20 protein-coding genes and 1 tRNA gene are annotated in these 18350 nt (G+C 72.1%); 7 read left to right on the forward strand and 14 right to left on the reverse strand.

Annotated features, from left to right (window positions below; translation table 11 throughout):
* The first annotated feature begins 26 nt into the window (after window positions 1-26).
* Window positions 27-452 (forward strand): DUF6299 family protein, encoded by a 426-nt coding sequence (locus ACZ5NH_RS26105; protein ID WP_468778488.1) that lies wholly within the window; start codon window positions 27-29, stop codon window positions 450-452.
* A gap of 68 nt (window positions 453-520) precedes the next feature.
* Here ACZ5NH_RS26105 and ACZ5NH_RS26110 read toward each other — a convergent pair whose 3' ends face one another.
* The 4 genes from ACZ5NH_RS26110 to ACZ5NH_RS26125 all read right to left on the reverse strand — a co-directional run bounded on the left by ACZ5NH_RS26110 (window position 521) and on the right by ACZ5NH_RS26125 (window position 3623).
* Entirely contained in the window at window positions 521-721 is a 201-nt protein-coding gene (locus ACZ5NH_RS26110; protein ID WP_388624699.1) for an acyl-CoA carboxylase epsilon subunit, read from the reverse strand.
* Window positions 722-759: 38 nt separating this feature from the next.
* A complete protein-coding gene (locus ACZ5NH_RS26115) occupies window positions 760-2304 on the reverse strand; it encodes an acyl-CoA carboxylase subunit beta (RefSeq protein ID WP_468778490.1) in 1545 nt (514 codons plus the stop codon).
* Between the two features lie 140 nt (window positions 2305-2444).
* Window positions 2445-3242 carry an AfsR/SARP family transcriptional regulator gene (locus tag ACZ5NH_RS26120; protein WP_468778492.1) on the reverse strand — a complete coding sequence of 266 codons (798 nt, stop codon included), beginning with the start codon at window positions 3240-3242 and terminating at the stop codon, window positions 2445-2447.
* A 289-nt stretch (window positions 3243-3531) separates the two neighbouring features.
* Window positions 3532-3623: transfer RNA gene (locus ACZ5NH_RS26125), tRNA-Cys, on the reverse strand.
* A 187-nt stretch (window positions 3624-3810) separates the two neighbouring features.
* Between ACZ5NH_RS26125 and ACZ5NH_RS26130 the strand changes: the two genes are divergently transcribed.
* The 6 genes from ACZ5NH_RS26130 (at window position 3811) to fabI (ending at window position 9014) form a co-directional block, all read left to right on the forward strand.
* Window positions 3811-4818 (forward strand): DUF2156 domain-containing protein, encoded by a 1008-nt coding sequence (locus ACZ5NH_RS26130; RefSeq protein WP_468778494.1) that lies wholly within the window; start codon window positions 3811-3813, stop codon window positions 4816-4818.
* 57 nt (window positions 4819-4875) lie between these two features.
* Complete coding sequence (locus tag ACZ5NH_RS26135; protein ID WP_468778496.1) at window positions 4876-5025, forward strand: hypothetical protein; 150 nt, start codon at window positions 4876-4878, stop codon at window positions 5023-5025.
* Window positions 5026-5313: 288 nt separating this feature from the next.
* On the forward strand, window positions 5314-6414 hold the full coding sequence (locus ACZ5NH_RS26140) for a fatty acid desaturase family protein (RefSeq protein ID WP_388624687.1): 1101 nt from the start codon (window positions 5314-5316) through the stop codon (window positions 6412-6414).
* Between the two features lie 110 nt (window positions 6415-6524).
* Window positions 6525-7892: an MFS transporter gene (locus ACZ5NH_RS26145; protein WP_468778555.1), complete on the forward strand. Its 1368-nt coding sequence runs from the start codon at window positions 6525-6527 to the stop codon at window positions 7890-7892.
* A 28-nt stretch (window positions 7893-7920) separates the two neighbouring features.
* Entirely contained in the window at window positions 7921-8250 is a 330-nt protein-coding gene (gene fdxA / locus ACZ5NH_RS26150) for a ferredoxin (protein ID WP_388624681.1), read from the forward strand.
* Complete coding sequence (gene fabI, locus ACZ5NH_RS26155) at window positions 8247-9014, forward strand: enoyl-ACP reductase FabI (RefSeq protein WP_468778557.1); 768 nt, start codon at window positions 8247-8249, stop codon at window positions 9012-9014. Before fdxA ends, fabI begins: the two co-directional genes overlap by 4 nt.
* 52 nt (window positions 9015-9066) lie before the next feature.
* Here the strand turns inward: fabI and serS are convergent, their stop codons facing one another.
* The 10 genes from serS to ACZ5NH_RS26205 form a co-directional block, all read right to left on the reverse strand.
* On the reverse strand, window positions 9067-10344 hold the full coding sequence (gene serS, locus ACZ5NH_RS26160; RefSeq protein WP_468778559.1) for a serine--tRNA ligase: 1278 nt from the start codon (window positions 10342-10344) through the stop codon (window positions 9067-9069).
* Entirely contained in the window at window positions 10337-11806 is a 1470-nt protein-coding gene (locus tag ACZ5NH_RS26165; protein WP_388624672.1) for an APC family permease, read from the reverse strand. The genes serS and ACZ5NH_RS26165 overlap by 8 nt, the downstream gene beginning before the upstream one ends.
* Before the next feature lie 83 nt (window positions 11807-11889).
* Window positions 11890-13110, reverse strand: a complete 1221-nt coding sequence (locus ACZ5NH_RS26170; protein ID WP_468778561.1) for a beta-ketoacyl-[acyl-carrier-protein] synthase family protein — start codon at window positions 13108-13110, stop codon at window positions 11890-11892.
* The gene (locus ACZ5NH_RS26175; RefSeq protein ID WP_076095786.1) at window positions 13110-13340 is read right to left on the reverse strand and encodes a phosphopantetheine-binding protein; all 231 of its coding nucleotides are present in this window, start codon (window positions 13338-13340) and stop codon (window positions 13110-13112) included. Before ACZ5NH_RS26175 ends, ACZ5NH_RS26170 begins: the two co-directional genes overlap by 1 nt.
* Before the next feature lie 78 nt (window positions 13341-13418).
* Window positions 13419-14426 (reverse strand): beta-ketoacyl-ACP synthase III, encoded by a 1008-nt coding sequence (locus tag ACZ5NH_RS26180; protein ID WP_468778563.1) that lies wholly within the window; start codon window positions 14424-14426, stop codon window positions 13419-13421.
* On the reverse strand, window positions 14423-15406 hold the full coding sequence (locus ACZ5NH_RS26185) for a ferritin family protein (protein ID WP_388624664.1): 984 nt from the start codon (window positions 15404-15406) through the stop codon (window positions 14423-14425). Before ACZ5NH_RS26185 ends, ACZ5NH_RS26180 begins: the two co-directional genes overlap by 4 nt.
* A complete protein-coding gene (locus ACZ5NH_RS26190; protein ID WP_468778565.1) occupies window positions 15403-15948 on the reverse strand; it encodes a flavin reductase family protein in 546 nt (181 codons plus the stop codon). Before ACZ5NH_RS26190 ends, ACZ5NH_RS26185 begins: the two co-directional genes overlap by 4 nt.
* Window positions 15945-16478, reverse strand: coding sequence for a hypothetical protein (locus ACZ5NH_RS26195; protein ID WP_468778567.1), 534 nt, complete (start codon window positions 16476-16478; stop codon window positions 15945-15947). Before ACZ5NH_RS26195 ends, ACZ5NH_RS26190 begins: the two co-directional genes overlap by 4 nt.
* Before the next feature lie 21 nt (window positions 16479-16499).
* Window positions 16500-16982: a type II toxin-antitoxin system RatA family toxin gene (locus ACZ5NH_RS26200; RefSeq protein WP_468778568.1), complete on the reverse strand. Its 483-nt coding sequence runs from the start codon at window positions 16980-16982 to the stop codon at window positions 16500-16502.
* Between the two features lie 2 nt (window positions 16983-16984).
* Window positions 16985-18280, reverse strand: coding sequence for an aspartate aminotransferase family protein (locus tag ACZ5NH_RS26205; protein ID WP_468778570.1), 1296 nt, complete (start codon window positions 18278-18280; stop codon window positions 16985-16987).
* Window positions 18281-18350: the final 70 nt, after the last annotated feature.

Consider the following 18350-nt stretch of genomic DNA (forward strand, 5'->3'; position numbering starts at 1 on the left):
CCCCCCACGGAACCGGGAGATACCCCATGCCCACTCGCCCCGCCCTCGTCGCGGCCCTCGGCGCCGTCGCCCTGCTGTGTGTCGCCGGCGGCCCGGCAGGCGCCGACTCCTCCGAGACCGTCACCGTCGACACCCCCGGCCGTATCGCGTCCGACGGCACGATCACGCTCTCCGGCAGCTACCGCTGCACCGCCGGCACCGGACCGGTGTTCGTCAGCTCCTCGCTCAGCCAGAGCGACGCCCGGGTCAAGCACGGCATCGGCGGCGGCGTCGCCCAGTGCGACGGCGCCGAGCACCGCTGGCAGAACACCGGCAAGGCCGGCTCCGAGACCCTCAGGACCGGTCCCGCCCATGTGCAGGCCACCCTCATGGAGTTGCGGCCCTCGGACATCGCCCCGCTGCCCGCCTTCCACGGGGTCACGGACCAGAACATCACCCTCGTCCAGGGCTGAGCCACGGTGCCGGGCGGCCCGGACGCGGGATACGCCGGGCCGTTCGGTGCTGTCGCGGGGTACGCCGGTCAGGAGCGCTGCCAGCTGTGCGGCGCGTGGAAGGCGTGCGGGCGCCAGGAGGTGGTGCCGGGGGAGGAGGGCTCCGCATCGGCACCGGCGAGGGCGCCCCGGCTGAGGAGCAGCACCGCGAGGGCGGCCAGTTCCTCGTCGGTGGCCTGGCCCTTCTCGACCCGGATCGGCGGGGTGGGGGACGCGGGGGACACGGGCATGGGGACCTCCGTCACATGGCGGGACTCACCGGGGACACTCACTGCGGGGGGTTGCCGTGCTTGCGGGCCGGGCGCTCGGCGTGCTTGGTGCGCAGCATCGCGAGCGCGCCGATGAGGACGGCGCGGGTGTCGGCCGGATCGATCACATCGTCGACCAGGCCGCGTTCGGCCGCGTAGTACGGGTGCATCAGCTCGGCCTTGTACTCCTTGACCAGCTCCGCCCGCCTGGCCTCGGGATCGTCGGCCTCGGCGATCTGCCGCCGGAAGATGACGTTCGCGGCGCCCTCCGCGCCCATCACCGCGATCTCGTTGGTCGGCCAGGCGTAGGTGAGGTCGGCGCCGATCGACTGGGAGTCCATGACGATGTACGCGCCGCCGTAGGCCTTGCGCAGGATCAGCGAGATACGGGGCACGGTGGCGTCGCAGTAGGCGTACAGCAGCTTGGCGCCGTGCCGGATGATGCCGCCGTGCTCCTGGCCGACGCCGGGCAGGAATCCGGGCACGTCGAGCAGCGTGACGATCGGGATGCTGAACGCGTCGCACAGCTGCACGAACCGGGCCGCCTTCTCGGACGCCTCGATGTCCAGCACACCGGCCAGGGTCTGCGGCTGGTTGGCGACGATCCCGACGACCTGGCCGTCGAGGCGGGCCAGCGCGCAGATGATGTTGCGGGCCCAGCGCTGGTGCACCTCCAGGTACTCGCCGTCGTCGACGATCTCCTCGATCACCCGGGCCATGTCGTAGGGCCGGTTGCCGTCGACCGGCACCAGCTCCGTCAGCGCCTCGCAGCGCCGGTCGGCCGGGTCGTCGCAGGGCACCGCGGGCGGGTTCTCGCGGTTGTTGCGAGGCAGGAGGGAGAGCAGATACCGGACCTCCTCCAGACAGGTCTGCTCGTCGTCGTAGGCGAAGTGGCACACCCCGCTGGTCTCGGCGTGGACGTCGGCGCCGCCGAGGCCGTTCTGGGTGATCTCCTCGCCGGTCACCGCCTTGACCACGTCGGGGCCCGTGATGAACATCTGCGAGGTCTCGCGGACCATGAACACGAAGTCGGTCAGGGCCGGGCTGTAGGCGGCGCCGCCCGCGCACGGGCCCAGCATCACGCTGATCTGCGGGATCACCCCGGAGGCTGCGGTGTTGCGGCGGAAGATGCCGCCGTACCCGGCGAGCGCGGTCACGCCCTCCTGGATGCGGGCGCCCGCCCCGTCGTTCAGGGACACCAGGGGCGCGCCGGCCGCGATGGCCATGTCCATGATCTTGTGGATCTTGGCGGCGTGGGCCTCGCCCAGCGCGCCGCCGAAGATCCGGAAGTCATGCGCGTAGACGAAGACGGTACGGCCCTCGACCGTGCCCCAGCCGGTGACCACGCCGTCGGTGTACGGCTTCTTCGCCTCCAGGCCGAAACCGGTCGCCCGGTGCCGGCGCAGCGGCTCGACCTCGTGGAACGAGCCCTCGTCGAGGAGCAGACCGATCCGTTCCCGCACGGTCAGCTTCCCCTTGGCCTGCTGTGCGGCCGTCGCCTTCTCACCGGGGCCGGCGAGCACGCGTGCGCGCAGCGCGGCCAGTTCCGCGACCTGGGACTTCATGTCTCCCTGCCTCTGTGTGAGGTGGACATCGGATACCGCGCCCGCGCCGGCTGCCGGCCCCGGCGTGCGTGGGCACGAGCGTGGCAGGGCACGCTGACCGGCGACTGACGGGCGCTCACGGCCGTCGATCCGCACGGCCGTCAGACGGGTTGGAGCGGGGTGTGGATGCGCGGGTCACCGGTGAGGGCCGGATCGTGGGAGAGGATCGCGGTCTCGACCTTGCGCAGCGCGGGGGAGGGCTGGATGCCGAGTTCGTCGTCGAGGTGGCGGCGCATACGGCGGAAGACGTCGAGGGCGTCGGCCTGCCGGCCCGCGCCGTACAGGGCGATCATCAGCTGCTCGCAGAACCGCTCCCGCAACGGGTGGTTGGTGTGCGCCTCGGCCAACTCGGCGAGCACGGCCGCGTGCCGGCCGAGCCGCAGCTCCGCGTCGAAGCGCAGCTCCATGGCCCGCATCCGGTACTCCTCGTAGCGGGCGCCGGCCAGTTGGCAGAGGGTGCCGCCGGGAAGGCCGCCGAACACGGGCCCGCGCCACAGCGCCAGGGCCTCGCCGAGCGACCGGGCGGTGCGCGCCGCGTCCCGGTCGGACGCCGTCTCCGCCTGCCGTACGGCCCGCACGAACTCGGCCGCGTCCAGCTCGCCCTCGCCGACACTGAGCCGGTATCCGGCGGGATGGATGGTCACCCGCGAGGCCGGCCGGTCCGGTTCCAGCGCCCGCAGCCTGCGCCGGAGCCTGCTGATGTGCGCCTGCAGGGCGTTGGCCTGGCGGTCGGGTACGGCCTCGCCCCACATCTCCTCGGCCAGGCCCTCCCCGGAGACCGGACGCCCCTCGCTGACCAGCAGCGTCTGCACCAGGGTGCGCTGCAGGTCCCCGGAGACGTCCGCCGGACCCGCGGCGGTGCATATCTCCAGTGCCCCGAGAACGGAGAACCTCAGCATGTCTCTCCCCCTTGACGACAATTCCTCGGCGATGGTGTTTCTGGGGTGGTGCTGCGGTGAAAGACAGAGTGACCGAACAGGCCGCGCCCCGGCGGGCCTCGACTCCTTCATCGGCCCGCCGGGGCGGCTGCTCCGCCGGGACGGGGTGGCCGGCGGTTTCTGGGGGGTCCGGTGCGCCATCGTCTTCGGCGGCGCACCGGCCGGGCGGAATCCGATTCCGCTCGCCGAATCGGTGAATTCCCTTTCACCCGGATGGGGAATTCCGTTCGGCGATGATTCCGGCGGTGGGCGGAGAGGGCAGGATTTGAACCTGCGTGGGCCTGCCAGGCCCGACCAGAGCTGTGCTCACGGTCCCCGATCAGCCACTCCGGGCACCTCTCCTCGTTCCCGGCCCGGACGCCCCGCGCCGTTCACATGGACCACATTGGCAGTACCGGCTGACGGAATGCTGACACGCTTCTGACGTAGGCAATGAATTTCCAACGACCCTTTTGCGGGACAACCTTCCGGTGCTGTACTCGCTTCGACACCCCCGTGCCGTGAAAACGCTCCCGAAAGGGGTAAGGGAATGACCGCCACCACCACCGAAACCGCCACCGGCAACCGGATTCTCGACGCGATAGGCAGGCACACCGCGAGCGAGAATCCGAGTTCCTTCCTGGCGCTCAACAGCGGAAACAGCATCTTCACCGTCCCGGGCGCGGACGGCGTTGTCGTGTACCGCCGCACCGGCCGCTGGGCCGTGCAGTTCGGCGGCCCGTTCGCCGCCGAGCAGGACTACGACACCCTCCTCGACGCCTTCCGGCAGTACGTGCGCGACGAGGGGCTGAACCTCGTCGGCGTCCAGCTCCAGCGCACGGACGCCGAGCGCTACGCCCGGCGCGGCTGCACCGTCAACCAGGTCGGCGCCTCCTGGGCGGTTGCCCTCGCCGAGTTCACCCTGCGCGGCACGAAGTTCATGCAGCTGCGCAACAAGATCTCCCGCGCCCACCGCAACGGCCTGACGATCCAGGAGGCCGACGCGGCCGACGTGCGGGACGCCATCGCCACCATCGACAGGGCCTGGCTCGGCTCCAAGGGCGGCGCCCAGCAACTGGAGTTCCTCGTAGGCCAGATCGGCGGCGAGGCCCAGGCGCACCGCCGGCTGTTCACCGGCACCATCGAGGGAGCCCCGGTGGCCTACATCTCGTACTCGCCGGTGTACGGCAGCCGCGCCGGCTGGATGCACGACCTCAGCCGCCGCATCCCCGAGGGCTCCCCGGGGCTGATGGAGGCCATCAACGCGCACGCCATCGAGGTGTTCCGGGCCGAGGGCGTCGAGTGGCTGCACTTCGGGTTCACCCCGTTCACCGGCCTCGACGCGGGCCACGAACTCGACGGCCACAGCGCCGCGTTCCAGTGGCTGATGCACGCCCTGTGGGCCGAGGGCGCGGCGCTGTACCCGGCGCAGACCCAGCTGTCGTACAAGCAGAAGTGGGCGCCGGACGTGATCATCCCCGAGTACGTCGCCTTCGACGGCCCGCAGGCCTCGCTGCCCGGTTTCGCGCACATCTTCCGTGCGTGCGGCGCCTTCTGACCGACCGCCATCGCCGCACATCACCTCACGTCACCTCACCGAACAGGAGACTTCGTCATGAGCCCGTCCACCGAGGAACTCCAGCACGCCATGGTCGAGCAGCTGATGGCCGTCATCGGCGCGCCCGACGACGAGCAGGTCGCCCAGGCCGCCGACGCCGCCGTGCGCGCGCTGGACGAGCGGCTGTGTGCCGAGGCGGCCGCCTGACCACGCCGCCGGCGGCCGCCGGCCGGAGCACCGGCGGCCCGATCAGACCGGTATCAGTGCCACATCAGTACGGCACGGAACGCTGGACACACGTTCGCCCGGCGGCCCGGGCCCGGGAGCACCGCACTGTGTTCCCGTCGCCCGGACCCGCCGGGCGGACCCCGACAGGACCTGTCCCGCGACGGTGACCGCACGCGGGAGCCGAAGTCGAACTCGCGGCGCCCGCGGCTCCGCGCGGGCAGCGGCGCCGCCGCTCGCACCGGGCACTTCTCCCAAGGAGAGCAACGCATGCAGCGTCCGCACACCCAGACGGCCGGGGTCCCGGCCTCCGAGGCCGCCCCGCGCCCCGGCGCCTCGGCGACCTTCGCCGAACTGCTCAAACGGGTCAAGGCCGAGGGCCTGCTCGACCTCGACCCCCGCTACTACGTGGGCAAGCTCGCCCTCAACACCACCCTGCTGCTGATCGGCTTCGCCGCCTTCTTCGAGCTGGGCGACACCTGGTGGCAGCTCGTCACGGCCCTGTGGATGGGCCTGTGCGGCGGCCAGTCGGCGTTCATGTGGCACGACGCCGGCCACAAGGCCATGTTCCGCAGCAAGAAGGCCGCGTCCGCGGTCGGCTATGTGCACGCCAACCTGGTCAACGGGGTCAGCTACGGCTGGTGGGTCAACCACCACAACCGGCACCACAGCAACCCCAACCACCTGGACATGGACCCGGACATCGCCCGGCGCACCGCCATCTTCGACATCAAGCAGTACCCCACCCGCAAGGGCACCCAGAAGTTCGTCGTGCGCTACCAGAGCGTGCTGTTCTTCGTGCTGCTCGTGCTGGAGGGCTTCAAGATGCTGAAGACGGCTGTCCTGTCGATCGCCCAGGGCAGGACCAAGCGGCCCGTGCTGGAGACGTTCCTGATCCTGCTGCGCGCCGCCGTCTATCTCACCTGCGTCTTCACCGTGCTGTCCCCGGCGCTCGCGGTCGCGTTCGTCGTCGTCCAGCACGCCTCCCTGGGCGTCTACTTCGGCATGATCTTCGCCCCGAACCACAAGGGCATGCAGATCCGCGACGGCGAGGAGGAGACCCTGGACTGGCTGGAGCGCCAGGTCCTCACCTCCCGCAACATCCGGCCGGGACGGCTGGTCGACTTCCTCTACGGCGGCCTCAACTACCAGGTGGAACACCATCTGTTCCCGGCCATGCCGCAGAAGAACCTGCCGCGCGCCCGGGAGCTGACCATGGAGTACTGCGCCGAACGCGGTGTGCCGTACCACGAGGTCGGGTTCTGGGCCTCCTACCGCGAGGTCGCCTCCTACCTCCACGAGGTCAGCGCGCCGGTCCGCCGCGGCGATGTGGAGGAGCAGATCCGGCGCCGGGCCATGGAATCGGTCTGACCCCCCACCTGTCGCCGCGGCCGCACGCCCGGGCCCGTCGGCGGCCCGGGCGGTTCCTTGGCCAGGGGCGGACGTGCACCCCACGCAGGAACCCGTAAGGAGCCAGCCCCATGTCCCAGACCACCGCGGCGGCGGGCGGTCTCACCGCTCCCGCCCCGATCGGCGCCCGCCTGGACCGGTTGCCGATCACTCCGCTGCACCGCAGACTCACCGCGGTCATCGGTGTCGGCCTGTTCTTCGACACCTTCGAGAACAACCTGTCCGGCACCATCGGCAAGGTGCTGCAGAGCGACTTCGGCTTCGGCGCGACCTCGCTCAAACTCGTCCTGGCCTCCGCGTTCCTCGGCCAGTTCCTCGGTTCGCTGACGCTCGGCCGGATCGCCGACCGGTTCGGCCGGCGGCGGGCCTTCCAGGTCAACCTGGCCGTCTACTCGGTCTGTTCACTGCTCGGCGCCCTCGCGCCGAACGCCGCCTGGCTGATCGTGACCCGCTTCCTCGCCGGGCTCGGCATCGGTGCCGAACAGGCCCTGTCCGACTGCTATCTGGCGGACGTGCTGCCCGCCTCGCGGCGCGGCCGGTTCATCGCCCGGGCCTACACCCTCGCCTTCTGCGGGGTCCCCGCGGTCGGCTTCGCCGCGCTGTGGCTGGTGCCGCGGACCCCGCTCGGCGTGGCCGGCTGGCGCTGGCTGTTCGTGCTCGGCGCGCTCGGCTCGGCCGTCGTATGGCTGCTGCGGCGCGGGCTGATCGAGTCCCCGCGCTGGCTCGCGGCGCAGGGCCGCGCCGCCGAGGCCGAAAGGCTGGTTGCGCGCATGGAGGCGCAGGCGGCCGGCCGGGGCCTGCTCCCGGCCCAGCCGGTGCCCCGGCCCCAGTCGCCCGCGCAGCGCGCCCGGCTGCTGGACGTCGTCCGGCCCGGCCTGCGCCGCCGCACCCTCGTGCTCTGGCTCTTCTGCGTGCTCTCGGTCGTCGGCTACTACGGCTTCGGCACGCTCGCCCCGCAGATCGTCGCCGCCAAGGGCTACGGCGTCGTCGCCGGCCTCGGCTTCACCGCGCTGTCCTTCCTCGGCTACCCCGTGGGCTCCGCCCTGGCCCAGCCCGTAGTGGACCGGATCGAGCGGCGCACCCTGATCGCCCTCTCGGCGGCCGCGATGGTCGGGGCGGGACTCGGCTTCGCCTGCGCGGGCTCCGCCGCCCTGATCGTGACGTGCGGCTTCGCCTACACGCTGGTCAGCAATGTCTTCTCCAGCGTCTCCCATGTGTACCTCTCCGAGCAGTACCCCACCGCGATCCGGGCCACCGCCGCCGGCGCCGCCTACTCGCTGTCCAAACTCAGCGCCGCCGCACTGCCGTTCGTCCTGCTGCCGGTCCTCGACGCACACGGCGCCGGTGCCCTGTTCGCCGTCATCGCCGCCGCCATGGCCGTCCTGGCGGTCACCGTGCTGACCCTGGGCGAGCGCACCACCGGCACCCCGGTCGACTGAACCCACCGACCAGAACGAGGAGTTGAACATGGCCTACGTCATCGGACTGCCCTGCGTCGACATCAAGGACCGCTCCTGCATCGACGAATGCCCCGTCGACTGCATCTACGAAGGCCGCCGCGCCCTCTACATCCATCCGGAGGAATGCGTGGACTGCGGGGCCTGCGAACCGGTCTGCCCGGTCGACGCCATCTACTTCCAGGACGACCTGCCCGAGGAGTGGGGCGACGACCACGCGGCCTCCAACGCCGACTTCTTCGCGAACCTCGGTTCGCCCGGCGGCGGCAGCGCGCTCGGCCCCCAGGACCACGACTCGGCACTGGTGAGCGCGCTGCCCAAGGGGGTGTCGGTGGCATGAGCGGCATCCTCGCCGGCAAGCGGATCCTGGTCACCGGAGTGGTCACGGACGCCTCGATCGCCTTCCATGTGGCCCGGATCGCCCAGGAGGAGGGCGCCGAGGTCCTGCTCACCGGCTTCGGTCGGCTCTCCCTGATCGAGCGGTTCGCGGGCAAGCTGCCCAAGTCCGCCCCGGTCATCGAGCTGGACGTCACCGACCAGGACCACCTGGACACCCTCGCCGAGCGGATCGGCGCGCACACCGACTCCCTCGACGGCGTCGTCCATTCCATCGCCTACGGCCCCCAGGGCGCCTTCTCCTTCCTCGACGGCACCTGGGCCGACGTGTCGACGGCCGTGCATGTCTCGGCGTACTCCCTGAAGTCCCTCACCACGGCCTGCCTGCCGCTGCTGGAGCGGCGCGGCGGCTCGGTCGTCGGCCTCACCTTCGACGCGAGCGTGGCCTGGCCGCACTACGACTGGATGGGCGTCGCCAAGGCCGCCCTGGAGTCCACCAGCCGCTATCTGGCCCGCGAGCTCGGCGGCCGCGGCATCCGCTGCAACCTGGTCGCGGCCGGCCCCCTGCGCTCCATGGCCGCCAAGTCCATCCCCGGCTTCACGGAGCTGGCCGACGTCTGGTCCACCGACCGCGCCCCGGCCGGCTGGGACCTCACCGACCCCGACCCGGCCGCCCGCGGCGTCGTCGCCCTGCTCTCGGACTTCTTCCCTCGCACCACGGGCGAGATCGTGCACGTGGACGGCGGGGTGCACATGACGGGCGCGTGAGCCGCGCAGGGAAAAGGGGCGGGAGTGCGACTCCCGCCCCTTTCCGCTGCCCTCACTCGGTTCCGCCGCCCGGCAGGATCCGCCGGAAGCCGGTGTAGGGCACCAGCGCCTCGGGCAGCAGCACGGACCCGTCGCCCTGGACGCCCTGCTCCAGCAGCGCGGCCACGGTCCGCCCGACGGGCAGGGCCGAACCGTTCAGGGTGGCCGCCGGGGTCTTGCGGCCGTCGGCCCGCTTCACCCGGATGTCCGCGCGGCGGGCCTGGAAGGTGCCGCAGTCGGAGACCGAGGAGATCTCCCGGTAGGAGCCGCCGCCCGGCAGCCAGACCTCGATGTCGTACGTCATCCGCGCCGAGAAACCCATGTCGCCGGCGGGCAACAGCACGGTGCGGAAGGACAGTTCGAGCCGGCGCAGACATTCCTCGGCGTGCCCGGTCATCAGCTCCAGCTGCTCCTGCGCCTGCTCCGGCGCGCAGATCCGCACCAGCTCCACCTTCTCGAACTGGTGCAGCCTGAGCACACCCCGGGTGTCCCGGCCGTACGCCCCCGCCTCCGCACGGAAGCAGGGGGTGCGGGCCGTGAAGGCGTACGGCAGGCTCCGCGCGTCCAGCAGCTGTCCGGCCACCAGGTTGGTCAGCGGCACCTCGGCGGTCGGGATCAGGAACAGCTCCCGGTCGCCGACCTGGGTGCGGAACAGGTCCTCCTCGAACTTGGGCAGTTGCCCGGTGCCGGTCATGGTGTCCCGGCTGACGAGGAACGGCACGGACTGCTCGGTGTAGCCGTGCTCGCGGGTGTGCAGGTCCAGGAAGAAGTCGCCGAGGGCCCGCTCCAGCCGGGCACCGGCACCCCGGGCCACGCTGAACCGGGCGCCGGACAGCCGGGCCGCGGCGGAGGAGTCGAGGATGCCGAGCGCCTCGCCGATCTCGGCATGATGGCGGGCCCCGTCCGCCGGACGCGGCGCGGGACCGCCCCGCCGTATCTCCACCGCCTCCTTCTCCGAGTCCCCGTCCGGGACCGTGTCCAGCGGCAGGTTGGGGATGGAGAGCAGCAGCTCGCACAGTTCGCCCGAGGTCTTCCGGGCCGCGCTCTCCGCGCGCTGCACCTCGGCCCGCAGCGCCCGCGCGGCCTCCTTCTCCGCCTCGGTCGGCGGGCCGGTGCGGCGGGCCTTGGCCGTGCGGTTCAGCTCGGTGCGCAGCCGGGTGACCTCGGCCTGGGCGGCGGAGCGGTCCCGTACGGCGGCGCTCAGCGCGTCCAGGTCCAGCGCGTGGCGGCGGCGGGCCAGGCGCCGTACGGCGTCCGGGCCCGCCTCGATCAGCTCGTGGGCGTCATGCATGGCGGTCTCCAGTCAGGGCGGGGGAGGGTGCCGGTGCGGGGGAGGCGAGGTGCCGGGTGCCGAGCCGGCGGTAGCGCAGCGGGTGGGCCGAGCGCATGCGGGCGGCGTACGCAAGACCGCCCAGCGCGACCAGCGGCAGCAGCCAGGGCAGGGCGGCGATCACCTTCGACGGGGAGCCGGTGAGCATGTCGAAGTTGCCGACGACCAGCCAGACGGAGGCGGCCAGCCCGGCGAAGCCGAGCAGCGGGGCGAGGGTCTCCCGCCACCAGTGCCCGCCGCCCCCGCGCAGTCGCAGCCCGAGCACCGACAGCGCGGCCAGCGCCTGCAGGGCGACGATGCCGAGGGTGCCGAGCCCGAGCATGCTGGTCGTCAGGTCGGCGTACGGGTCGAGTCCGGCGACGGCGAACCCGGCGACGACCGCGACCGTCAGCGCGCTCTGCGCGAGACTCGCCCGGTGCGGGGAGCCGTGCTTCGGGTGCGCGGCGGCCAGGGCGCCCGGCAGCAGACCGTCCTCGGCGAGGACCTGCGCATACCGGTTGGCGGCGCTGTGCAGCGCCAGCGTCGCGGCGAACAGGCTGGTGCACAGCAGCACTTGGAGTCCGGTGCTGCCCCACTTGCCGAGGAAGTCGTCGCCGAGCACGAAGAACAGATCACCCATCTCCTTCCCGGCGACCTCCCGCACCCGGCCACTGCCGACCGCACCCACCGCCAGCCAGCTGGTCAGCGCGTAGAAACCGGCGATCAGCACGACCGCCGCGTAGGTGGCCCGGGGCACACTGCGCCGCGGATCCCGCGCCTCCTTGCCGTACAGCGCGGCCGACTCGAAGCCGATGAAGGAGACGAACGCGAACATCAGCGAGACCCCGGCACCCGGTCCGGCGGCCGTGTGGGGCGAGAACGAGACGGCGGGCAGCGCGTGCACCCCGTGCCGGACGAGGATCGCCCCGTCGAGGGCCGCCAGCACACCGATCTCCCCCAGCATCAGCAGGGCGAGCACCCGGGCGCTGAGCGCGATCTCCCGGTACCCGAGCACGGCGGTCAGCACCAGCCCGACGGCGGCGCACCACTCCCAGGAGATCGTCACCCCGTGGGCCGCGAGCACCAGTTGGGTGAAGTAGCCGAGCGCGCCCGCCAGCCCGATGGTGGCGCAGTTGTAGGACAGCAGAGCCACATACCCGGCCGCGACGGCGGGCGGCCTGCCGAGCCCGTCGGCGACGGAGGCGTAGAAGCCACCGGAGCCTCCGGTACGCCGGGCACTGACCGCGTATCCGACCGAGAAGCAGAGCAGCGTCACGCCGGCGAACAGGAAGGCCGCGGGTACGCCGGCGCCGTCACCGAAGGCGAACGCGAGCGGGACCGTGCCGACCATCGCGGAGAGCGGAGCGGCGGCGGCGACGATGAGGAAGAGGATGTGCCCGGTACCGAGCCGGCCGGGTGGGGAGGGGGGACCACTGGTGGACATGGGGACTCCAGAGCAGACGGGACGTGACAGGGGAACAGCCGCCCGCGGAGGCTTGCTCGGCGGACGGCTGCTTGCTCAGGGGCTCAGGCGGGCGCGATCGCCAGCGCCGTGTTCTGCCCACCGAAGCCCAGGGAGTTGCTCAGCGCCAGATCGATCGGCATCTCGGTCAGGGTCTGGGCCAGCTTGATCTCGATCCGGGGATCCGGCAGGACCAGGTTGGCGACGGGCGGAATCAGTTCGTGCTCCACACTCAGCAGGGCGAACGCGGCCTCGACGGCCCCCGCCGCGCCCAGCAGATGCCCGGTGACTCCCTTCGTGGACGTGACCAGCGGATCCCCACGCAGGGTCCGCTGGATCATGCGGGCCTCGGACAGGTCGTTGAGCGGTGTCGACGTGCCGTGGGCGTTCACGTGCTGCACGTCGTCCGGATCGGCACCCGCGTCCGCGAGCGCCGCCCGGACCGCCGCCTCGATGCCCGCGCCGTCCGGATGCGGTGACGTCATGTGGTGGGCGTCGGCCGTCGCTCCGTAGCCGATGATCCGGCCGTGGACATGGGCGCCCCGCGCCCGCGCGTCGGCCACCCGCTCCATCACGAGGATCCCGGCGCCCTCGCCCGCGACGAACCCGTCCCGGTCGGCGTCGAACGGCCGGGACGCGGAGGCCGGATCGTCGTGCCGCTTCGACAGCGCGCCCATCTGGGCGAACCCGGCCATGACCAGCGGGGTGATCATGGCCTCGCTGCCGCCCGCGAGCACGATGTCGCAGCGGCCCAGCGCCAGCAGGTCCCGGGCCGTGCCGATGGCGGTCGCACCCGAGGCACAGGCCGTCGCCACCACCAGGTTGGGCCCGGTCGCCCCGAACTCGATGGCCGTCTGACCGGCCAGCATGTTCGGCAGCTGCATGGGCAGCAGCAGCGGCGACACCCGGTCGGCGCCCTGCTCGCGCAGCACATGGTGCTGGTCCTCGACCGTGCCCGGACCACCGTCGGCGCAGCCCAGCACCACACCCACCCGCGCGCCGTCCCAGGTCTGCGGGTCCAGGTCCGCGTCGGCCACCGCCTCGTGCGCGGCGACCAGCGCGAACTGCACGAACCGGTCCAGCCGGTGGGCGCGCCGCGCACTCAGCAGGGTCTCGGGGTCGAAGCCGGGCACCCGGCAGGAGATCTGTACGGGGTTGTCCGCCAGCACCGGATCGAGGGCGGCGGCCGGCCTGCCGTCGCAGACCGCCGCCCAGCTCGGCCCGACCCCGATCCCGCCCGGGGTGACCAGGCCGAGCCCGGTGACGGCGATGTCCATGCCGGCCATCAGACCGTCGCGCTCCGCTCCTCCATGAGCCGGACCATGTCGGCCACGGTCTCGGCCTCCAGGAGGTCGTCGTCGCTGATGTCCAGGTCCAGCTCGGACTTCAGCAGCAGCGACAGCTCCACCACGGCCAGCGAGTCCAGCTCGATGTCCTCCCGGGTCGCCTCCGGGGTGATGGCCTCGGGCGACACCTTGAGCTTGTTGGACAGGATTTCCTTGAGCTGCTCCAGCATGTCGGTTCCTTTCGAAGGTGTACGCGCCCCGCGTACCGCTGACTACGAGTGGCTGACGTCGCGTCGGTTATCCGCGCGTCAGAAGGTCTGCAGCTGAGGCCAGACGACCGTCGCCGCTCCCCACGACAGGCCGCCGCCGAACGCGGTGAGCAGCACCCGGTGGCCCGTGCCGAGCCGGCCCTCGGCCGCGGCCTCCGCGAGCAGGAGCGGGATGGAGGCGGCGCCGGTGTTGCCGACCCGTGCGATATTGCTCAGCCGCCGTTCGGCCGGAATGCCGAGCCGGTCCGAAACCGCCTCCAGGATCCGGGCGTTGGCCTGGTGGGCCACGAACCGGTCGACGTCGGCGAGGCGCCAGCCGGCCCGCTCGGCGGCCTCGGCGGACGCGGCGGTCATGTGCTCCACCGCGTGCCGGTAGGTGTCCCGGCCGAGCATCTGGAAGTAGTGGTCCTCCTGGGCGGCCGGGCGGCCGGTGGACCGCTGCCGGGAGCCGCCCGCGGGCACCTCGATCAGATGGCTCAGCTCGCCGTCGCTGCCCAGCACCTGCGGACCGATCGCCCCGGGCTCGGCGGCCGAGCCGGCCCGCAGCACCACCGCGCCCGCACCGTCGGCGAAGATCACCGCGGTGGTGCGGTCGGCGGGGTTGATGATCGTGGTGAAGGCGTCGGCGGCGACCAGCAGCACGCTGTCCGCGATCCCGGCCGCGATCAGCCCGGCGGCGGACGCGAGGCCGTACAGGAACCCGGAGCACACGGCCGCCACGTCGAAGGCCGGCACCGGTCCGAGCCCCAGCCGCGTGGCCACCTGCGGTGCGGTCGCCGGGCAGGGCTGGTCCGGAGTGGTGGTGGCCAGCACCACCGCCCCGACCCGCTCCGCCCCGGCGGACTTCAGGGCCCTCAGGCCCGCCTCCACCGCCAGGTCGCCGGTGGCGGTACCCGGCGAGACGACGTACCGTTCGGCGATCCCGGTGCGGGACCGGATCCAGGCGTCGGAGGTGTCCAGCCGGGCCGCCAGGTCGTCGTTGGTCACCCGGTTGGGCGGCACGTACGACCCGATGCCGGCGATCACCGCGGCCCGCCCGGTGCTCATGCGCCGGCCTCCGAGGCGAGGACCTCGACGGGCAGGCCCATGTACGCCATGCGGACCTCGGCCATCTCGTCGGTCCACCGCTCCGCCATGTCGTAGCGCTGCTCGGCGGTGGTGTCGAGCAGCCGCACGCCCGGCCAGATCTCGTAGTCGCCGATCAGATCCGCGTGCCGGAACATGCCCTCCTGGAACAGCTCCTCGCGGTGGATGACGAACTCCCGGTCCGGGATCTCGTCCCACAGCTTCACGCCCGCGCGCAGGATCTCCAGCAACCGCGGCCTGTACTCCGGGTGCTCGATCACGTGGTCGCGCAGGATGGTGCTGGCCACGGTGAGGTGCCTGATCTCGTCGATGGCCGTGCCGCGCGAGATCTCGCCGGTCGCCGGGGACAGCGGGGTCCACTTGCGCTCGCTCAGCTCGGCGGCCGGGGCGAGCACGCCCTCGATGACGATCGCGAACACGGCGACCCCGCCGGGGAAGTCGCCCCGATCGCGGACGATGTCCAGGGTGAAGTCCACCACCGGGTCCAGGACCCGCTTGCGGTAGTCCCGGGCCATCTCCTCGATGTCCTTCAGCAGGGTGTGCTGCGGGATGCCCAGTTCCACCAAGTGCTGGCGGAAGACCCGGGCGTGCCGGGCCTCGTCGAGCAGCTGGGTGGCGTAGAACTCCATCTGGGGGATGCCGGGCGCGATCGAGACGTAGTGGCCGAGGAGGCGGGTGGCCAGCTCCTCCGCCAGCGCCCGGAAGCCGAACTCCAGCACCAGGGCCTCACGCAGCGGGCCGGGCGCCTTCAGGAAGTCCGGGGTGAGCGCGTTTACGTGGTGGCCGGTCGCCCCGCGGTCGCGCAGGGTGCCCTGGGCGACGGAGGTGATCCAGTAGGCGAGGTCGCACTCCTCGGGGCCGAGGGTGAGTTCCTTCGCGCCGTCCAGCAGACCGGGCGCCTTGTCCCAGTCCGCCTCGGGAGCAACGGGTGACGAGGTCATGACGCGGCGGCCTCCTTCGCCGGGCGCAGGGAGCCGGCGTACAGCCCGCCGGCGTAGCTGAACAGCGGGAGCCCGTCGTCCGCGGTGGCACGGACGACATGGCCGAGCAGCAGCTCGCTGTCGCCCGCCGCGTGCGCGGAGTGGAAGCGGCAGACGTAGTGGGCGAGCGCGCCCGCGATCAGCGGGGCGTGCGCGTACCGGTCCGCCGTCCAGGCCAGGCCCGCGAAGGCCGCGTCGCCGTCGGGCCGCGTGCTGTCGGCGAACCGCCGGGCCACATCGGCCTGTTCGGCACCGAGCACATTGATGGCGAACCGGCCCTCGGCGGCCGCCAGCCGGGCGAAGGACGAGCCCGCGCGCAGCACGACCCCGACGAGCAGGGGCGCGCGCGAGACGAGCGTGACCGTGCTGGCCGTCGTGCCGTGCATATGGTCCTCGGGGCCCGTGGTCAGCACGGACACCGGGGAGGCCAGGTGGTACAGGGCGCGCCGGCGCTCGGCGGGGTCCTGTCGGACCGGACGCCGTACATCCGTGGCGGTGGTCATCGCACGGCCTCCGTCTCGCGTACGGCGGGCCGCGCCGGGACGTGCCCGACCGGCACCGGGTCCATGGCGTGTCCCACGGGCTTCGGGTGGGGCAGCCCCAGGTCGTCCAGGAGCCGCAGATAGCCCTCCTGGCGCACCGGCTCGAAGGGCAGCGCGAAGGACTTCATGAAGTTGCCGAACAGGCCGCGGTCGCCGAACAGATGGAACGGCAGCACCAGCAGTGCCCATTCGGGCCTGACGAGCCAGCACCACAGCGCGGCCACCGCGCCCTGGGTGATGAGGCTGTGCATGACGTTGTAGAGGACGTAGTACGCCTTGTGGATCGGCAGGCCGCCGCTCCTGCGGAACGCGATCGCGCCGGGGACGTAGCCGATCAGGTCGATGTAGAGGAACAGTCCGAGCGCCGGCAGCCAGCGGATGTCGCCGAAGTGGTAGACGATCAGGCCGGTGGTGACGGCGAGGCCCACCAGGTACTCGGCGCGGTGCAGCGAGTAGGTGCGCGGGGTCTCGAAGGGGTTCGCCTGGTCCATGGTCAGCTCCTCGCGCGGGTCCTAGGCGCCGACCGCGGCGGGCTCGGTGAGTTGGATGCCGCCCTGGATGCGCACGGCCGGGAACAGGCCGGTCAGCGCCCAGGCGACGGTCTCCTTGATGACCCGCTCGGCGATCGGGTCGAGGATGCCCTCCAGGCTCGGGATGCCGAAGTCGAAGTCGGCGTCGAAGCGGACGGTGACGTCCGCGCCGGACTGCTGGACGGACCAGGTCCCGGAGAAGGAGTCGAAGTCGCCGTCGGACTGCTCGAAGCGGATCGTGCCCTCCTCGGGCACGATCACGTCGTCCTCGGTCCAGCGCAGCAGACCGCTGCGGAAGTGCAGCTCCCAGCTGGAGGAGGCCTTCGGATCGGGGTAGGAGGCGTGCACGGTGGTCGCGTTGACGTGGGGCGCGAGGTCGGGGTACTTCTCCCAGCGCCGTACGGCGTGCAGGACCGTTTCGGCCTGCTCCGCGGGTATCAGGGCATCGAGTTCGACGTGCCGCACGATCAGTTACCGCCTTCCGGCATCTTGGCCGCGCCCTTGATCAGGTCGCGGGTGGCCAGGTCGAAGGAGTTGACGAGGAAGTCCACGTCGGTGTCGTCCAGCACGGCGGGCGGGGTGAACCGCACCACCGAGCTGCCGTTCATGGAGTGGTTGGCGACCACGCCGTGGTTGAACAGCTCGATCAGCAGCTCGCCGGCGAGACCCGCCTCGACCAGCTCGACACCGATGAGCAGGCCCCGGCCGCGCACATCCACCACCAGCTCGGGGATGTTGCGCCGGGCGACCTCCGCGATCCGCGGCAGCAGCCGGGCGCCGAGGTCCATGGCCCGGGTGACCAGGCGCTCCTCCTTGACGGCCCGGATCGCGCCCTGCACCGCGGCCATCAGCACCGGCTGCCCGGAGAAGGTGGCGGTGTGGACGTAGGGGTCCTTGTCGAAGGGGCGGAACGCCTTGCGGGTGGCGACGGCCGCCGACACCGGCATCACCCCGCCGCCGAGTGCCTTCCCGGTGAGCAGGACGTCCGGTACGACGCCCTCGATGTCGGCGCCCCACCACTCGCCGAGCCGCCCGAACCCGGACTGCACCTCGTCGAGGATCAGGAAGCCGTCGTACTCCCGGACCAGCTCCTCGACCCGCTTCAGGTAGCCCTTGGGCGGGACGATCACCCCGCCCTCGCCCTGCACCGGCTCCAGGATCACGCAGACCTCGCCCGGGTGGGCCCTCAGCTCGGCCTCCAGGGCGTCGGCGTCGCCGTACGGCAGATGCTGGAAGTCGGGGACCAGCGGGCGGAACGGCGCCTGGTAGACGTCCTTGGCGGTCGCCGACAGCGCGCCCAGGGTCTTGCCGTGGTAGCCGCCGCGCATCGAGATGGTCCGCTTGTAGCCGCCCGCGCGGGCCAGCTTCAGTCCCGTCTCGACCGCCTCGGCGCCGGACAGCGCGAAGTGCACGCGGTCGAGACCGGGCGGCAGCACGGAGACCAGGGCCTCGGCGGCGCGGGCCACCGTCGGCTCCAGCAGGATGCGGGTCGCGGTGGGGTGGGTGCGCAGCTGGCGCTCCACCTCCTCCATGACGATCGGGTGCCGGGCGCCCATGATGAACACGCCGTAGCCGCCGGCGTTCAGGAAGCGCTCACCGTCACTGGTGGTGAGCCAGGCGCCCTCGGACGCCACCTCCATATGACTGCCGAACAACTCGGCGAGCGTGGCCCGGCCCTTGCTGAGGTGGGCGCGGTAGAGGTGGAGGATCTCCGCCTCGGTGTCGGCGGCCGAAGTCGCCGGTGATTCCTGGATAACGGTCACGTGTCGCTCACTCCAAAGAGGGTGGTCATAAGGTCGGTGGGGTGCAGCGCCCCTTAAGGGGCGCGGGGAA

Source organism: Streptomyces sp. NPDC031426, from assembly GCF_055581585.1.

Bases quoted from the DNA above. Each gene is read 5' to 3' on its own strand.
- ACZ5NH_RS26110 (WP_388624699.1), bottom strand. From the start codon at position 721: ATGCCCGTGTCCCCCGCGTCCCCCACCCCGCCGATCCGGGTCGAGAAG.
- ACZ5NH_RS26105 (WP_468778488.1), top strand. From the start codon at position 27: ATGCCCACTCGCCCCGCCCTCGTCGCGGCCCTCGGCGCCGTCGCCCTG.
- fabI (WP_468778557.1), top strand. From the start codon at position 8,247: ATGAGCGGCATCCTCGCCGGCAAGCGGATCCTGGTCACCGGAGTGGTC.
- ACZ5NH_RS26180 (WP_468778563.1), bottom strand. From the start codon at position 14,426: ATGAGCACCGGGCGGGCCGCGGTGATCGCCGGCATCGGGTCGTACGTG.
- ACZ5NH_RS26130 (WP_468778494.1), top strand. From the start codon at position 3,811: ATGACCGCCACCACCACCGAAACCGCCACCGGCAACCGGATTCTCGAC.
- ACZ5NH_RS26120 (WP_468778492.1), bottom strand. From the start codon at position 3,242: ATGCTGAGGTTCTCCGTTCTCGGGGCACTGGAGATATGCACCGCCGCG.
- ACZ5NH_RS26165 (WP_388624672.1), bottom strand. From the start codon at position 11,806: ATGTCCACCAGTGGTCCCCCCTCCCCACCCGGCCGGCTCGGTACCGGG.
- ACZ5NH_RS26140 (WP_388624687.1), top strand. From the start codon at position 5,314: ATGCAGCGTCCGCACACCCAGACGGCCGGGGTCCCGGCCTCCGAGGCC.
- ACZ5NH_RS26195 (WP_468778567.1), bottom strand. From the start codon at position 16,478: ATGGACCAGGCGAACCCCTTCGAGACCCCGCGCACCTACTCGCTGCAC.
- ACZ5NH_RS26185 (WP_388624664.1), bottom strand. From the start codon at position 15,406: ATGACCTCGTCACCCGTTGCTCCCGAGGCGGACTGGGACAAGGCGCCC.
- ACZ5NH_RS26190 (WP_468778565.1), bottom strand. From the start codon at position 15,948: ATGACCACCGCCACGGATGTACGGCGTCCGGTCCGACAGGACCCCGCC.
- ACZ5NH_RS26135 (WP_468778496.1), top strand. From the start codon at position 4,876: ATGAGCCCGTCCACCGAGGAACTCCAGCACGCCATGGTCGAGCAGCTG.
- ACZ5NH_RS26145 (WP_468778555.1), top strand. From the start codon at position 6,525: ATGTCCCAGACCACCGCGGCGGCGGGCGGTCTCACCGCTCCCGCCCCG.
- ACZ5NH_RS26170 (WP_468778561.1), bottom strand. From the start codon at position 13,110: ATGGCCGGCATGGACATCGCCGTCACCGGGCTCGGCCTGGTCACCCCG.
- serS (WP_468778559.1), bottom strand. From the start codon at position 10,344: ATGCATGACGCCCACGAGCTGATCGAGGCGGGCCCGGACGCCGTACGG.
- ACZ5NH_RS26115 (WP_468778490.1), bottom strand. From the start codon at position 2,304: ATGAAGTCCCAGGTCGCGGAACTGGCCGCGCTGCGCGCACGCGTGCTC.
- ACZ5NH_RS26175 (WP_076095786.1), bottom strand. From the start codon at position 13,340: ATGCTGGAGCAGCTCAAGGAAATCCTGTCCAACAAGCTCAAGGTGTCG.
- fdxA (WP_388624681.1), top strand. From the start codon at position 7,921: ATGGCCTACGTCATCGGACTGCCCTGCGTCGACATCAAGGACCGCTCC.